The organism is Wolbachia endosymbiont (group B) of Camptogramma bilineatum (assembly GCF_947251825.1).
Classification (GTDB): domain Bacteria; phylum Pseudomonadota; class Alphaproteobacteria; order Rickettsiales; family Anaplasmataceae; genus Wolbachia.
On the sequence record NZ_OX366391.1, the window covers coordinates 1,268,961 to 1,284,144 of the forward strand.

The window sequence follows — 15,184 nt, forward strand, 5'->3', positions numbered from 1 at the left end:
TAAAGGAAAAAAAAGGAGAAAAGAAAATATGACATGTATAACTGAACAAAATAATCTGGGTGCTTATTAAAGTATGAGGCATCAAGTCTATATTCAAGAGACCAAATAACTGTAGCGAAAGGTCAAAATATTAAACTTGGTACAGTAGTTGCCAAGAAGACAGATGATGGTTTTATTAGAGTGCTGAACCCCACTGGAACAGACGGCACACAAACAGCAGTAGGAGTAATTACAACCGATATACATAGCAAAGATTCTGATATGAAAGGAGTAATTATTACTCGCAGTGCAATGCTAGCAGATCATGCAATTGTGTGGCCAGCAAATATCACTGAAGAGCAAAAAGCTGCAGCAATAAAGCAACTTGAAGCACGAGGGATCATTATCCGCAAGGAAGCTTAAAAAAACTATTAAAAATACAAAAGGGGGAAAAGAAAAAATGCAAAATCCATTTACAAATACAGCATTTAGCATGACGGCACTAACAAATGCGATGAATATATTGCCGATAAATTATGGACGTGTTGAAAATTTAAATTTATTTCCAAATAGGTCAGTAAGATTTAGACATATTACAATAGAAGAACATAACGGAGTTTTAAGTTTACTACCAACGCAAGTTCCAGGAGCACCAGCAACAGTAGGAAAAAGAGGAAAAAGAAAGGTAAGAACGTTTACGATTCCGCATATTCCACATGATGATGTAGTGTTACCAGAGGAAGTACAGGGAATAAGGGCATTTGGATCAGAAAGTGAACTGAAAGCGCTGGCGGATGTAATAACCGATCATTTACAGCTAATGAGAAACAAACATGCAATAACATTAGAGCATTTGCGAATGGGAGCGCTCAAAGGAATAATTTTAGATGCTGATGGGTCAGAATTATTAAATCTGTATAACGAATTTGAAATAACACCAAAAGTAGTAAATTTTGCCCTTGGAACAGCAACAACTGACGTAAAACGTAAGTGTCTGGAAGTACTCCGGCATATAGAAGATAATCTAAGTGGTGAATATATGACCGGAATTCATGCCTTGGTAAGCCCTGAGTTTTTTGATGCATTAACTTCGCATAGTAAAGTGAAAGAAGCATATGAAAGATGGCAAGAAGGAGCAGCGCTAAGGAATGATATGAGGTCAGGATTTACATTCTGTGGAATAACATTTGAGGAATATAGAGGGCAAGCAACTGATCCTGAAGGAACGGTGAGAAGATTTATAGAAAGAGATACAGGGCACTGTTTTCCAGTAGGAACAGCAAGTACATTTACAACATATTTTGCACCAGCAGATTTTAATGAAACGGTAAACACTCTCGGACAGCCACTATATGCAAAACAAGAGCCAAGGAGGTTTGATAGAGGAACTGATTTACATACACAGTCAAATCCATTGCCAATGTGCCATAGACCTGGCGTATTAGTAAAAGTCGCTATAGCATAACATACTGGTAGAGTAACTACAAGTTGGTGAGGCACAGAACGACTCTACCGGTATGCGCTTTCTTAGCATGTAAAGGTTAGTATATCAAAAAGAAATATGCAAGAGAATATTAAGCGATTATTAGAAGATTGTTTTGCCCATTTAGGAGAAGTGGCTTTGTATAAATCAAAGGATAAGTCATACATGGTACAAGTATTAAAGCAACAGCCAGATAAATTATACGAAATTGGTGAAGGACAATTTGTAGGAGAAACTTTAGCGTTAGAAGTAAGTGCGTTTGATGTGTTAAAGCCAATTGTAGGAGATGTTTTTGTTATAGGTGATCGAAGATATAAAGTACACTCACCGCCACTTAGAGACAAGTCTGGAATAACGTGGAAAATAAAAGCGTCTGGGGTGTAAAATGTCTATTCATATAGAAGTTGAGGTAATAGAAAGTGTAAATGCTAAAAGAAAAAAATAGAATTAGCAATAGTGAGAGCGTTAAACAGAACAGCACTATGGCTAAAATTGAAGACAGCAAAAGAAATTAGTGAGGAAAAGAAGATAAAATTAAGTTTTATAAGAAAGAGATTAAGAATTTTTAAAGCAAAAACAAGCAGATTAGAAGTGTTAATTAGAGCAAATCTCTACGACATTAGAGCATCGACAATTGGTAAAATACAAAAAACAAGAAGAGGATCGAAAGTAGGAAAGCATGAGTTTATAGGAGGATTTGCAGCAGTTATGCCAAAAGGAAATAGCGGTATGTTTAAACGTGAAGGAAGAGCAGCATTGCAATACAAGAAGTAAAGCTACCACTGGAACCTGAAGGCTCAAGAATAATAAAAGATCTTGTTGATTATGAGAGTGAGAGAGTGTTTGAGAAATACTTTAAGCATGAGCTAAACTATATGTTAAAGATATGACAAAGTTCTGGAAAGATTTACATCAAGCAATTTGTACTAAGTTAAAGGAAGAAATACCGGCTATACAGACATGTGAAATTTATCCATCGATAAGAAAAGAATTATTAGCGCCAGCGTTATTTGTAGAGCTTGTGAGTTTAGAATCGGGAAAAGATCCTGGAACAGAGGAATTAGCGCTGAAAGCAAGATTTGAAGCACGAATTGTGATTGATAGCACAATAGAAAATGCCCCTATTATTGTCAGAACATTAGCTGCTGAGGTTGCGAAAGTAGTAAATAAAAATACTTGGAACGTGAAAAATGTTTCACCAGGAGAATTTATATCAGGAGGAGGAGATGACTTTAGACCAGAGCTCGATGCATATTTAGTGTGGATGGTTGAATGGGTGCATACAATACACGTAGGGCGATCTATTTGGAAAGAAGGAAAATTTATGCCACACAAAATAGAAATCGGTGAAATAAATGTTAGAAAATAATTTTGCAATTTCGGAACTACAGAGGAAAATGGCCAACATTGTTCGTATAGGAGTTGTAAAAGAAATAGATTATGAAAAAGCAAAAGTAAGAGTTAAAATAGGAGAATTTTTAACAGATTATTTACCATGGATAACGAGCAAAGCAGGAAAAGATAGAGATTGGTCTCCACCAGATATCGGTGAACAGGTTATGATATTTTCTCCTTTTGGTGAACTATCATTAGGAGTGGTATTAGGAGGAATATATCAGGAAAAATACTCTGCACCAGAGAATAAAAAAGAAATAAATAGTATAAAATTTCAAGATGGGACGAAGTTTACATATGATAAAGGAAAGCATCATTTAGAGATTGAAGTAGTAGACAAAATAACACTGAAAGCTGGGGAATCGAGCATAGAGATGACGAAGAGCGAAATAAAACTGAAAGCAGATAGAATAAACCTTAATTAAATGAATAAATCGGTTGTACGAGTAGGAGATTATTGTGTAGAAGTAACACCGCATTTTTGCATTAGTGGGAGTAACAATGTTTTTGTAAATGGTAAGCCAGTTTGCCGAAAAGGAGATAATTTTACAGAAGGTAGAGCATTAACTAAAGGGTCAAAAACAGTGTTTACAAATGGCTATAGTATAGGAAGAGTTGGAGATTCAATATCTTGTGGTTCTAAAGTAATAAGTGGTAGTAGTAATGTTTTTTCAGGATAAAAATAAACCATCTGCTATACTTACCAAAAATAAAGTTATGAACATGGATATAACTATTAGCCTATTAGGAGACATTAGTAATTTAATAGATAGAGCAAAGAATCATCTTTCTGTTCAATTCAACTCTACTCTAGTATTGTTAAACTGGGAAATTGGCTCCAGAATTGATCAAGATATTCTAAAGCACAAACGCGCAGATTATGGGAAGCAAATCATCTCCCAACTTGCAAAAGAACTTCAGATTAAATATGGACGTGGGTTTGATAGAGCGTCATTATTTCGTATGGTGCAATTTTCTAAATTCTTTCCTGATCAAGAGATTGTTGCGACACTGTCACAACAATTGAGTTGGTCACATTTTGTAGAAATTATTGCAATTTCTGATGAGCTGAAGCGTAATTATTATATAGAAATGTGTCGTATTGAAAGGTGGAGTGTTAGGGCACTACGTAGTAAAATCGATACTATGTTGTATGAACGTACAGCACTAGCAAAAAAACCTGAAGATTTCATAAGAAGGAGTATAAAAAATTTACGTGAAGAAAATATGTTAGCACCAGAATTCATTTTTCATGACCCATACTTCCTTAGCTTCATGGAATTGCCATCAAGTTATAGTGAGACTGATCTAGAAAATATAATCTTGGATGAATTGACAAAGTTTTTACAAGAGTTTGGGAATGATTTTTGTTTTGTAACACGTCAAAAAAGGATGAGTACTAAAACAACTGACAGGTATTTGGACCTGCTATTTTTTCACAGAGGATTAAAACGCCTTATAGCAATAGAACTAAAAATAGGTCGCTTTGAACCAGCTTATAAAGGACAGATGGAATGGTATTTAAATTGGTTAGATAAAAATGAACGAAAAGCAGGTGAAGAAAAACCGTTAGGGATTATTTTATGTGCTGATAAGGATCAAGAGGATATAGAATATCTTGAACTCGAAGGCTCTAATATTCATGTTGCACAGTATTTAACACAGCTTCCTTCTAAAGAAATTCTTGAAAAGAAGTTAAGAAAGGCTATTTCTATAGCACGTGAAAAACATGCAAGTATTCAGTCAGAGCCATGAAAAATATATGCGAGGAATGGATGCTAAAACGGGAAAAGCTCTTGAAGGAATAGAGCACTTAAAGCAGTCGATAATTGATATACTGACCACTCCTATTAACAGTAGAATAATGAAGAGAGATTATGGGTCAAGACTATTTGAATTAGTAGATAAGCCAATAAATAGAGATTTAACTTTGGAAATCTATTCAGCAGTAGCAGAAGCTCTACAAAGGTGGGAGGAAAGATTTAAGCTAGAAAAAGTAAAAATGACAGAGGTGAAAGAAGGAAAAGTAACGCTTGATCTAGAAGGATTATACTTACCAAGCGGGAAAAACATTCATTTTGATGAAATTGTAGTTTAAAGATGCAGCAGCTAAATATTGTAGAAAAGCCAAATTTCGAGGAAATCTTTTCGAGAATGAAAGAAGAGTTAGTCCGTAGAGATGAAACCTTTTCAGGATTAGTAGAATCGGATCCAGCAATGAAGGTATTAGAAGTAGCAGCATGGAGAGAGTTGTTACTCAGACAAAGGATAAACGAAGCTGTAAAGGGTAATTTACTAAAATTTGCAACGGGAGAAGATCTTGATAATTTAGCTGAGTTTTATGGAGTGGAGAGGCAAAAAGAAGAAGATGATGAACGATTTAGAAAAAGAATTAAAGCAAAAATAGTGGGCTCAAGCACGTGTGGAAGCAAAGAACACTATCGATATCATGCACTGTCAGCAGATAGTAGAGTAAAAGATGCACTAGTGGAATCAACTATACCAGGGAAAGTACAAATTTCAATCTTATCAACACAATTATCCACAACTGGCATAGTGTCGGAAGAGCTACTTGAAATTGTAAGAAAGCAAGTTACTAGAGATGATATAAGAGTTTTAACAGATACAGTAACAGTGATAGGTTGCAATATTACGGAAATAGATATTCACAGCAGAATGAGTATAAGTCCTATAATATCAAAGGAGGAAATCAAGAAGCAGTTTATTGAGAAGTTTGAAGCAAGTAGAAGGTTGGGATGGAATGTTACAAAATCATGGATAATAGCAAACCTATTTGTAGATGGTGTAGAAAATGTGGAATTGATCGAGCCAAGAGAGGATGTTGTGGTGCTAGGTAACGAATGTGCAAATTTGCGAAATTTAAAGATTGAGTAATGCTATTACCCCCAAACGCAACAAAGCAAGAGCAAGCACTGGTTGATGCAACAGATTATAAGGTTGATCCGAGCTGTATCAGAGGATTTAAGTTTAGTCTTAAAGAAGAAACATTGCCTTGGATAATAGAAGAATATGGTTTAGAAGAAATACTGCGCTGGGTAAAAGATAGAAGAAAAGCCGTAATAGAAGGAGTAAAATTTCAAAGACTGAGAGGAACTCCAGCATCACTAAAAATAGCACTAAAATGGGCAAATATAGAAGATATTACAATCATAGAAGAACCACCTGGTAAACATTTTTTCGAGTTGCAAATAGGAATAAAGGATGTCCCAAATGACTTTTTTGTGGATGCAGTAGTAGAACTTGCAAAACTATCATTACCAGCAAGATCAAGGCTAATGAGGATTTTCAATGATCACCATAACGTTGATAGGTTTATTTTAGATGAAAGTTTATTCGGCAGCTTATTGTCAGACTATTCAGGTAGAAAAGTTGAAAAAGATGGACCAGTACTGTCATTTGGTAGAAAGAACACATTTGAGCTAAAAAGCTTAAATCCAAATTTTAAGTTTAGCACTTTTCGGATTCATTATGAGCAAGCATTTAGTAATGACATATATCGATTAGATGTAGCAGTACTTGGAGAAACAGAGCCTCACACAAAGGATTACAAAGGCATCTATGAAAGAAATCATCAGTGGTACAATTTAAAAGCACTATATCCATTACCACAGAGTTTATTACCAGAAATTAAGTTTGCCAAAGCACAGATTGTACTGTCAGATAGCTGGAAATTAGGAGAAATAAATGGGTGCTTTCCAGTAAGTAGCGTAGAAGAAAGAGGAAATAAATTTGTATTGGGAAGCGATAAACTTTCAGGGCAATATTGGAATTTAAAACACAAGCCAATTTTAGAAAGGTTTAGCGTTACTCACCACTACAAAATAGAAAACTATACAGATCAGAAGATTACAAAATATGGTTTAGCAGAACACAACGTTTACTATAAAAATGATTTAGAGCAAAAAGACTCAATACACGAGTTAGAAAAGCACATTTTAGTATTTTACCCAGGAGTACTGAAGTGGCATGAACATCGACATTTGCACAGAAGTTGGAAAGATAGTCGAATAATATCTCTAATAAGTTAAGTACTTATATTTAGATACTTATATATTATATTAATAATAGGTAAAAGTGTATGAAATAAAAAGAAAAAGGACTTGCTTTCTCATGCTAAAAAGGACATGACTTGAATAGCGGCAGGTAAATATAAGAAATTTGTCTGGCGCTAGAAAAGCTAATTTTATGAGGTATGAAATGAGTTTTAGCAAGAGTAAGTTTTTTAAAGAAGTATCAAGTAACGGATTTAAAAATATTAACAAAAAAAATGAAGAAGGAGAGACGATCTTGCATCAAGCAGTAGAAATCTCTGATTACAAAACAGTGAGATTATTAATAAAAAAAGGAGCAGAGGTAAATGCAAGAGATAAAAATGGTTATACACCTCTACACTGTGCAGTATTTGCGAAAAGCTTAGAAAATGTAAAAGTGTTGCTAAGGTCGGGAGCAGAAGTAAATGCAACTCAATATGTCACTGGATGTACGCCACTCCACTCTGCATGCAAAATAGGAGGAGTTGAAATAATAAAAGAGCTAGTAAAAGCAGGAGCTGAGGTTAATCAACTGAATAAATATGGTGCAACACCAATGTATTACATCTGGGAAAGTGAAAAGCATTGTCTATGTGATAGCAAAGAGAGTGAAAAGGCGAGCAAATTTCTGAGAGAAAAAGGTGGAGTAACAAAAAGTAGAGAACTGACGTGCTATGGAATAGAGAGGCTAGTGGGAGAAATAGCAGACATGTTGAATGGGAGTTATTTACCAGAGTTAAAAATAATAGAGATAGAAGAAATAAGGAAGAGAGACAAATCGCTAATAAAGAAAGAATGTCAAAATTTAGCAAGCAAGATAATCAGCCAAGTGAATGAAATGATAGATGAGGTAGAAAATGTAGTAGGAAGAAAGGCTTAAAAAGGGGACTTGATTTTAAAGAAAAGGTGAGGTGGATTATGTTAAAGCTTGGCAAATTTAATAAATCAGCAAAAGAATTATCAGAGAACTCATATAAAAATATTTATGCAAGAGACGAGAATGGAAGAACAGCTCTGCATTATGCAATAGACGCAAAAACAGTGAGTTTATTAGTTGAAAAAGGAGTGAATGTGAATGCAGCAGATGTGAAAGGATACACAGCACTGCACCTAGCGGTAATGGAGAAACGTCTAGAAATCGTGAGAGAATTGATAAAATCAGGAGCAGAAGTAAATGCTGAGGAATATGGAAATAAATGCATACCTCTACACCTTGCGTGCATGGTAGGAGAAAAAGAAATAGTGGAGGAGCTAGTAAAAGCAGGAGCAGAAATAGAGCAAGCAGATAAATTTGGAATGACAGGGATGGATTATGCGAAAACCAGTAAAGAAGTAACTGAAGTATTGAAGAAAAAAATAGACAGAATTGAAAAGCTATTTATGAAGGGCTAAAAATATGGAGAAAGAAGTAGAAAAGAAAGTAATGAATTTAGAGAGAAAACCTTTGGATGAACTGAGAAAAATATGAAAGAAGGTATATGGGGAAGAGGCGCCTAGATACTCAAAGAAATATCTGATACCGAGACTAGCATATAGAATACAGGAGGAAGCGTATGGAGAAATGTCAAGAAAAGGAACAAAAAGACTAGAGTATCTAGCAGATCGGCTAGAGAAGGGAAAAAGAATAAGTAGTGACAAACTGCCAGTAGCAGGAACAGAGCTAATATTAGAGAGAGGGGAAGAAACGCATGCGGTGATGGTAACAGATAAGGGTTTAATCTACAGAGAAGAGTTTTATACGTCATTATCAGCAGTAGCCGGAAAAATAATGGGAATGAGTTACAATGGGCCGCTTCTATTTGGAATGAGAGATAAGGAGAAAGAATGCTGAAAGAGATGAGATGCGCGATATATACAAGAAAATCAAATGAAGATGGTCTAGAACAAAAGTTTAATAGTCTTGATGCGCAGCGAGTAGCATGTGAAAAGTACATAAAGAGCAGAGAAGGCTGGGTAATATTGGCAAAAAGGTACGATGATGGAGGTTTCTCAGGAAAGAATTTAGAAAGACCAGCAATAAAGGAATTGTTTGAAGATGTAAAAAAAGGAGAGGTAGATTGTGTAGTAGTGTACACACTAGACAGACTATCAAGAGAAACAAAAGACAGCATCGAAGTAACATCATTTTTTAGAAGACATCGAGTAAATTTTATAGCAGTAACGCAGATATTTGACAATAATACGCCAATGGGAAAATTTGTACAAACAGTTTTATCAGGAGCAGCACAACTAGAAAGAGAAATGATCGTAGAAAGGGTAAAAAATAAAATAGCAACATCAAAGGAGCAGGGATTGTGGATGGGGGGGGAACTTTGCCGCTTGGATATGATGTAAAAGATAAAGAATTAATAATAAATGAGAAAGAAGCGAAAATAGTAGGGCACATATTTGAAAGATATTTGGAGCTGAAGTCAATGGCAGAACTAGCAAGGGAATTAAATAGTCAAGGTTACAGAACAAAATCGGATATCTTTAAAAAAGCAACGGTGAGAAGAATAATAACAAATCCAATATATATGGGAAAAATCAGGCATTATGAGAAAGAGTATGAAGGAAAGCATGAAGCAATAATAGAGGAAGAAAAATGGCAAAAAGCGCAGGAATTGATAAGTAATCAGCCATATAGAAAAGCAAAATATGAGGAAGCGCTGCTTAGGGGAATAATTAAGTGTAAGAGCTGTAGTGTAAATATGACACTGACATACTCAAAAAAAGAAAATAAAAGGTACCGATATTATGTATGCAACAATCACTTAAGGGGAAAGAATTGTGAATCAGTAAATCGAACAATAGTAGCAGGAGAAGTAGAAAAAGAAGTGATGAGAAAAGCGGAGCAGATATATGAAAATTGGAGAGAAAAGACCGAAGAAAAATGGGAAAATTTAAATTTTGGAAAGCAGAAAGAAGTAGTGAAAAAGTTAATAAAAGGAGTAATGATAAAAGAAGATGGAATAGAGGTGAGTTTAGAGGATAAGGTGGAATTTATACCAATAAAAAAGAAAGGAAAGAAATGCACAGTAACTGAGCCAGAAGGCAAAACAAACAATGCACTACTGAAAGCAGTGGTAAGAGCCCATCTGTGGAAACGGCAACTAGAAGAGGGAAAATACGAAAGTGTGAAGGAGCTGAGTGCCAAAATTAATATAGGTACAAGACGTATACAGCAAATTTTAAGGTTAAATTATTTAGCTCCGAAGATTAAGGAAGACATAGTAAATGGGAGACAGCCAAGGGGTTTGAAGTTAGTTGATTTGAGAGAAATACCGATGCTGTGGAGTGAACAATTAGAGAAGTTTTACGGCTCAGCGTCGTAACGTTTATAAAAACAACATGAAAAAACATCGAAAAAAGTATGTGCCAGAAAATTAAAAAAGGTTATTGCAAAAGGAGCTACTACAAAGGGCCACACAAAAAGATGTTGAAATCGATATAGAAGAGCAAATAAATGTTACAAAATCAATTATGTAAAAATATCAATACAAGTGATGAAGATTTTAGCATATTAGGTGCAACAATGGTAGAAAATGATCCAATTTTAGCTGCATATTTTAATAGTAGACCTGGAGTGTAAAAGGCAGCTCAGCCAATTGTATGTCCCATATCCTCATTTTGTAGCCAGCTTAAAAACAATATAAAAGAGTATTCTTAGAAGACATTGGTACAATTTCCTTAATCTATAAATTATAGTAGTTTGTATTTAAATAACAATCTTCAACTTTTATGGCAAACTAGCAATTTTTCCCCTAGAATCAGAAGCCCTTCTTAGCTCTTCACGTCCTACCCATGAATCTTTGTTCTTGTTAGACTCGCTTATTACTTCAGGACGCATTAATCCAGCAGATCTAGCAAAAACACCTCGATCTATAGCTTCAATAACCGGTAAACCTCCCAATAAGCAATTTTGCCCTATTTCTTCATGACTTGCTATTTCTTCAAATAGATCTTCATCGCTCACTTCTACTCTTATCAACTTTTTATTGTTCTCATCAGGATATAATCTAACTTCTAATTCTCCTAAACTAGTATAAAAAGTTAATGCTATACTGCTACCTTCTGTAAGATCTGTGTAATTCCTTATGCCATCTTCAATTTTAATTTCTACTTCACTATTACCGATCTTTACTATATTTCTTCCACACTTTACATCTCCATCTGTTAGACCTAAATCCCTTGCCCCATCTGTTATCTTTATAATGTCTATTTTACTATCTTTAGAATATTCTAAGTAAAAAACGGAGTTGTCTACTCTTGCATCTTTTAGCTCGCTATTGGTTGCACTTTTTGCGATTTCAATAAACTTATGAGAATTGCTAATATAATCTCTATAAGCTTTTTTTAGGTTAGTTTTATGCTCTTTAAATTCTGATGTCAGTGTGTTAGCATCAACTGTATTACCAAACACTGCCCCTTTTGATACTAATTGACATATTATATTACTAGCAACTTTAGGATTCTTTTCTAATTCACTGATTTTTTTCATCACATAATCGGTAAAAGTGTACTCATTACCTAAAAAGAAATCTTGCGAAAGAGAATAGTTTAATCGTACACCAGACTTTATAGCATCGTTTACAATCTTTTCAAGTTCAGCCATATTTTGAGCATGAAACACCTTATCAGAAAACTCATTTAACTTTTCCTTTTGATTTGAGGTTAAATTAACGAGTAATTTACTGACCTGTCGTTTCTTTTGGTGAGAATAATTGATATTTATACGATAATCTAATGCTCCTGCTTTTAGAAATATTTTTCTTAACTCTTGAGCAAGATCTTCATTATCCCAAGCAAAACGATCAACATACGAAAACACTTTTGATTCACCCATTCCTTGCCGAATATTTAGCACTACTTTTAGGTCTAAGTCTCTTTTATACTTACTTAAAAACTCCTTTAAATTTTTAGTGCAGTCTGAATCACACACAAGTAAGTCATACAATTCCTTATTCAACTTTTTCTGTTTATCAGTTAAAAATAATTCTTCTATATTATAGCAGAGTTTATTAGTTGCTATTTGTTGTGGAGTTTTGCCCTTTCTACTTGTTATATTAGGGTTAGCTCCTTTCAAGAGAAGAGAGTTTGCATTATCGTAATGACCTGTGGCAGCAGCAAGGTATAGTGGTGTTTTTCCTTTATTATCTTGTATGTTAGGATCTGCGCCTGCTTCTAAGAGTAAATCTATAGCCTGATTTCCTGTGCGACGAAATCCACCAATCTTTGCTCCTGCAATTGCATGCAATACTGTTGATTGAGATTCTCCTCTTCTTAGGTTAAGAATTACTTTTAAATCTTTATTGTTTCTATTATCATGTAAAAATTCTTCAAGGGGCTCAGTATTATCAAATGAACCACAGTTAGAAGTTAAACATTTTAGAGCACTAAGTAACTTTTTGTTTAAATTTTTTTGACTTGGTGTAAGGTCATGATCTAGAGCAAACCAAACACAAATCTGTTCACTTAATCCAAGTTTGCTATCTATCAAAGATAATGGTTCATTATAGTTTCTGACTGATGGTAAGTCTCCTGAGTACCACATATCATTCATCAGCTCATTTAATAAATGCTCTTTAGATGATAGATGTTCTATAATTGATTCATATTCAAAATCAGATGGCTCTGGTTTGGATTTTAGCTTTATTTGATTGATGATAGATTTTGTTATCCCAGTAAATTTACCCATACTTACTCCTCTGAGCTAAAACATATGATATATTACATGCAATATATAACATTAAATCAATAACCATAATCTTTTTACTACTCACGTCGTTTGTTAAGTTTTTATGGTGAGTAATATAAGATCTTTAGACAATCAAGCAGTTTAGCATTTCCCTACAGTACGGCTTGTTGTCTGTTTTGAATTTGTTACTATCTCACACCAACTATTTTTTTTTCTTTTCATTAGATAAGGTAATTTTTTCAGAAGATTGACGTAGTGTTTCATGTTTTTCAAAATATCCTCGTTTAATCGCATCATGTACTGAATATCCACCAAGTAAGCAATTTTCTCCTATTTCTTCCTTATCTTTTAATTGATCAAGTTTCTTCTTGTCATCGTCACTTATCTTTACTTCAATTTTATTGTTGTCTTTATCACTAGAACGTAGATGAATACTAATCTTTCCTACTTCAGTAGTAAAAGACATTTCAATGCCACCTTCTAAAACGTCTGTATAATTTCTTTTTCCTCCTACATTTTCAACTCTTACTATACTCTTTCCAACATGAAATATATGATGTCTAAAACTTAAATCTTTCACTTTTGGATTATTTATAACTTTTGCAACCTCAACAGTGCTATCTTGCGAATATTTTACATAAAAATATCCATTATCCATTTCTACGTGTAAAGCTTTGCCTTGGGCACTACTGTTTATAATACCTTCATCTGCTACACTTTTTAGCTTGTTATCGATTTCTTCACGTTCTGCAAAAATCTCATAACTGAACCCATAAGTTGCATACAATAACTTATCATCATAAAAGGAACTGCATTTTACTCTTCCACCTTTTAATAGTAAATTACTCATGATATTGCGTATAATACCTATATTTTTATCATCTGATACACCCTCGTAGGCAGGAATATCTCTTATTCCCTTAGAAACTAAACTTGTTATAGTCTCACTATCGTCTGATAAACTCTCATAAGGTGGTAATCCCTTATGCTGTCGTATTCTATCAGGGATATTTCTTATTTCCTTAAAAATTAAACTTGTTATAGTATACTTATCATCGTTATATTTTGAATTGAGTCTTATCCCTTTTTGCAAATATTTATTTGTTATGCACTCTATACGCTCTAAAGCAGTGTTTGTAAAATTTTCATGCTTATCCCTATAACCTTGATCATTTTTTGTTACTACATCTTTTAACTCTTTACGAAATTCATCAATTAGACTTCTCTCACTTTCAGTCAGTAGTAGATCTAACTTAATTAAAGCAGAGTCTCTTGGACTAATAGAGTAATTTTTCCAATATAAATCACTATCATCAGTTTCACTCTGATACGACAATGTATGTTTTACACATGTGTCAACAGCCTCCCTAGTTTCATGTCTCTGATCAAGGTCATAACATTCCGAACGATTACTTATTCCTTGAACAAACAAACTATAATCATCTAAATCTGTTATGTCATCTTCAGGCGTTGGTTCCTCATTGCTATTACGCTCAATTTTTGAATGCCATGGCTCAGTATTTAATTCCTCTCCTAGCTTTTGTTCACTGATAGATTCCACAACATATTTTACTGACTCTGTATCCATACTACCTCCTAGCCTAGATATAGAATCTATTATGTACAATATATAATATTGGTCAAGCTAATTTCAACACAATCTTTTTACTACTCACGTCGCTAAGCTTTTGTGAAGTTTTTATGGTGAGTAACAATGGAGTATGTAGATAGGTTAAAAGTTGCTTATGACTGCAAATTTGAGCTAATTTTACTATAGATTAAAATAGTTAAGACCTATATTTGATATCACTATTATTAAGAGCGTGATGGATTATGCTTTAAAGGAGTACGGAAACTGCTGAAGTTTTTACAGCAAACCTGTATGGAGCAACTTCAGCAGAATAAACAAACACATGCCAGTATTAGTAGAGAATTATTTATAAGTCAATTAACTTTTTCAAAAAATATTTTAGTGAAGATACCATGCTAGCTAGTGTTATAAACAATTCAATTGTTTACTCCTTCAAAAAAGATCGTATATTTTTGAGAACAAGTTGCGTAAAAATAAGGTTATAAAAATAGAAGATTTAAATTATTTCCATAAGCTTAGGCAAAACAGTTCGTATGTATATATGGATAAAATGGGCTAATATGGCTAGTTTTAGCGTATAGCAAAGTCAGAATACAAAAAAGTTCGTATGTATCGCGCGGTAGACCAATGGATCCCAAAACAAAAAGCTCTCACGCTTGCTGATTTTAGTTATCGGAAATGGCTGTATTGTTTCAGTTTTGAGTAATATGTAAAGTTGAATTAGTACTTAAAAATAGAAAGAGTACATTGCAGTAAAAAAACAGAAGTGTTTTTGCAAGTACTGGCTTTAGTTTTAAAAATACAAACTAAAATAAAATGCTAAAAATTTCTTGCTCTGCTAGATCTTTTTAGCTATAATGTGATTCAATGTAAAGAATACATGGGGTGTTAGATGAATTGTATTATGTACATCATTCAGAAAGCAATCCTGGCTTTTTTAAGAATATATCTAGTTTAGTAAGAAATCAAAAGAAAGGCACACTGTAATCAAAGTTACTTAGGATTAC

Annotated in this window: 14 protein-coding genes and 4 pseudogenes; 16 read left to right on the forward strand and 2 right to left on the reverse strand. The window is 33.9% G+C overall.

Translation table 11 applies throughout. The features are described 5' to 3' along the window. Window positions 1-28 precede the first annotated feature (28 nt). The 16 genes and pseudogenes from OPR44_RS06395 (at window position 29) to OPR44_RS06470 (ending at window position 10,480) form a co-directional block, all read left to right on the forward strand. Window positions 29-402: pseudogene (locus tag OPR44_RS06395) on the forward strand (head decoration protein). A gap of 37 nt (window positions 403-439) precedes the next feature. Further along, a complete protein-coding gene (locus tag OPR44_RS06400) occupies window positions 440-1,444 on the forward strand; it encodes a major capsid protein (RefSeq protein WP_265014741.1) in 1,005 nt (334 codons plus the stop codon). A gap of 96 nt (window positions 1,445-1,540) precedes the next feature. After that, a complete protein-coding gene (locus OPR44_RS06405; RefSeq protein ID WP_264685714.1) occupies window positions 1,541-1,846 on the forward strand; it encodes a head-tail joining protein in 306 nt (101 codons plus the stop codon). Window position 1,847: 1 nt separating this feature from the next. After that, window positions 1,848-2,352 (forward strand): annotated as a pseudogene (locus tag OPR44_RS06410) (phage tail protein). Beyond that, window positions 2,349-2,831, forward strand: coding sequence for a hypothetical protein (locus OPR44_RS06415; RefSeq protein WP_264376267.1), 483 nt, complete (start codon window positions 2,349-2,351; stop codon window positions 2,829-2,831). Before OPR44_RS06410 ends, OPR44_RS06415 begins: the two are co-directional and overlap by 4 nt. Next, window positions 2,818-3,282, forward strand: coding sequence for a phage baseplate assembly protein V (locus tag OPR44_RS06420; protein ID WP_264375274.1), 465 nt, complete (start codon window positions 2,818-2,820; stop codon window positions 3,280-3,282). Before OPR44_RS06415 ends, OPR44_RS06420 begins: the two co-directional genes overlap by 14 nt. After that, a complete protein-coding gene (locus OPR44_RS06425) occupies window positions 3,283-3,537 on the forward strand; it encodes a PAAR domain-containing protein (RefSeq protein WP_264375275.1) in 255 nt (84 codons plus the stop codon). Continuing rightward, a complete protein-coding gene (locus OPR44_RS06430; protein WP_264375276.1) occupies window positions 3,521-4,612 on the forward strand; it encodes a PDDEXK nuclease domain-containing protein in 1,092 nt (363 codons plus the stop codon). The genes OPR44_RS06425 and OPR44_RS06430 overlap by 17 nt, the downstream gene beginning before the upstream one ends. A 7-nt stretch (window positions 4,613-4,619) precedes the next feature. Then, window positions 4,620-4,955, forward strand: a complete 336-nt coding sequence (locus OPR44_RS06435) for a GPW/gp25 family protein (RefSeq protein WP_213864022.1) — start codon at window positions 4,620-4,622, stop codon at window positions 4,953-4,955. A 2-nt stretch (window positions 4,956-4,957) separates the two neighbouring features. Next, window positions 4,958-5,752 carry a baseplate assembly protein gene (locus OPR44_RS06440; protein ID WP_213864020.1) on the forward strand — a complete coding sequence of 265 codons (795 nt, stop codon included), beginning with the start codon at window positions 4,958-4,960 and terminating at the stop codon, window positions 5,750-5,752. Further along, window positions 5,752-6,906, forward strand: a complete 1,155-nt coding sequence (locus tag OPR44_RS06445; RefSeq protein WP_264375277.1) for a phage tail protein — start codon at window positions 5,752-5,754, stop codon at window positions 6,904-6,906. The genes OPR44_RS06440 and OPR44_RS06445 overlap by 1 nt, the downstream gene beginning before the upstream one ends. Window positions 6,907-7,075: 169 nt before the next feature. Continuing rightward, window positions 7,076-7,789 (forward strand): ankyrin repeat domain-containing protein, encoded by a 714-nt coding sequence (locus tag OPR44_RS06450; protein WP_265014742.1) that lies wholly within the window; start codon window positions 7,076-7,078, stop codon window positions 7,787-7,789. 38 nt (window positions 7,790-7,827) lie between these two features. Continuing rightward, window positions 7,828-8,301: an ankyrin repeat domain-containing protein gene (locus tag OPR44_RS06455; RefSeq protein WP_265014743.1), complete on the forward strand. Its 474-nt coding sequence runs from the start codon at window positions 7,828-7,830 to the stop codon at window positions 8,299-8,301. A gap of 4 nt (window positions 8,302-8,305) precedes the next feature. Continuing rightward, window positions 8,306-8,740: pseudogene (locus OPR44_RS06460) on the forward strand (DUF2924 domain-containing protein). After that, window positions 8,734-10,223: pseudogene (locus OPR44_RS06465) on the forward strand (recombinase family protein). Before OPR44_RS06460 ends, OPR44_RS06465 begins: the two co-directional pseudogenes overlap by 7 nt. A gap of 131 nt (window positions 10,224-10,354) precedes the next feature. Then, window positions 10,355-10,480, forward strand: coding sequence for a hypothetical protein (locus tag OPR44_RS06470; RefSeq protein WP_010405125.1), 126 nt, complete (start codon window positions 10,355-10,357; stop codon window positions 10,478-10,480). 147 nt (window positions 10,481-10,627) lie between these two features. On the opposite strand, the gene OPR44_RS06475 is transcribed toward OPR44_RS06470, so the two are convergent. Together OPR44_RS06475 and OPR44_RS06480 are read right to left on the reverse strand one after the other, a co-directional pair. Further along, window positions 10,628-12,586 carry an ankyrin repeat domain-containing protein gene (locus OPR44_RS06475; RefSeq protein WP_265014744.1) on the reverse strand — a complete coding sequence of 653 codons (1,959 nt, stop codon included), beginning with the start codon at window positions 12,584-12,586 and terminating at the stop codon, window positions 10,628-10,630. A gap of 202 nt (window positions 12,587-12,788) precedes the next feature. Then, window positions 12,789-14,174, reverse strand: coding sequence for a hypothetical protein (locus OPR44_RS06480; protein ID WP_265014745.1), 1,386 nt, complete (start codon window positions 14,172-14,174; stop codon window positions 12,789-12,791). Window positions 14,175-15,184: the final 1,010 nt, after the last annotated feature.

Bases quoted from the DNA above. Each gene is read 5' to 3' on its own strand.
- OPR44_RS06480 (WP_265014745.1), bottom strand. From the start codon at position 14,174: ATGGATACAGAGTCAGTAAAATATGTTGTGGAATCTATCAGTGAACAA.
- OPR44_RS06470 (WP_010405125.1), top strand. From the start codon at position 10,355: ATGTTACAAAATCAATTATGTAAAAATATCAATACAAGTGATGAAGAT.
- OPR44_RS06415 (WP_264376267.1), top strand. From the start codon at position 2,349: ATGACAAAGTTCTGGAAAGATTTACATCAAGCAATTTGTACTAAGTTA.
- OPR44_RS06475 (WP_265014744.1), bottom strand. From the start codon at position 12,586: ATGGGTAAATTTACTGGGATAACAAAATCTATCATCAATCAAATAAAG.
- OPR44_RS06400 (WP_265014741.1), top strand. From the start codon at position 440: ATGCAAAATCCATTTACAAATACAGCATTTAGCATGACGGCACTAACA.
- OPR44_RS06420 (WP_264375274.1), top strand. From the start codon at position 2,818: ATGTTAGAAAATAATTTTGCAATTTCGGAACTACAGAGGAAAATGGCC.
- OPR44_RS06455 (WP_265014743.1), top strand. From the start codon at position 7,828: ATGTTAAAGCTTGGCAAATTTAATAAATCAGCAAAAGAATTATCAGAG.
- OPR44_RS06405 (WP_264685714.1), top strand. From the start codon at position 1,541: ATGCAAGAGAATATTAAGCGATTATTAGAAGATTGTTTTGCCCATTTA.
- OPR44_RS06425 (WP_264375275.1), top strand. From the start codon at position 3,283: ATGAATAAATCGGTTGTACGAGTAGGAGATTATTGTGTAGAAGTAACA.
- OPR44_RS06450 (WP_265014742.1), top strand. From the start codon at position 7,076: ATGAGTTTTAGCAAGAGTAAGTTTTTTAAAGAAGTATCAAGTAACGGA.
- OPR44_RS06445 (WP_264375277.1), top strand. From the start codon at position 5,752: ATGCTATTACCCCCAAACGCAACAAAGCAAGAGCAAGCACTGGTTGAT.
- OPR44_RS06435 (WP_213864022.1), top strand. From the start codon at position 4,620: ATGCGAGGAATGGATGCTAAAACGGGAAAAGCTCTTGAAGGAATAGAG.
- OPR44_RS06440 (WP_213864020.1), top strand. From the start codon at position 4,958: ATGCAGCAGCTAAATATTGTAGAAAAGCCAAATTTCGAGGAAATCTTT.
- OPR44_RS06430 (WP_264375276.1), top strand. From the start codon at position 3,521: ATGTTTTTTCAGGATAAAAATAAACCATCTGCTATACTTACCAAAAAT.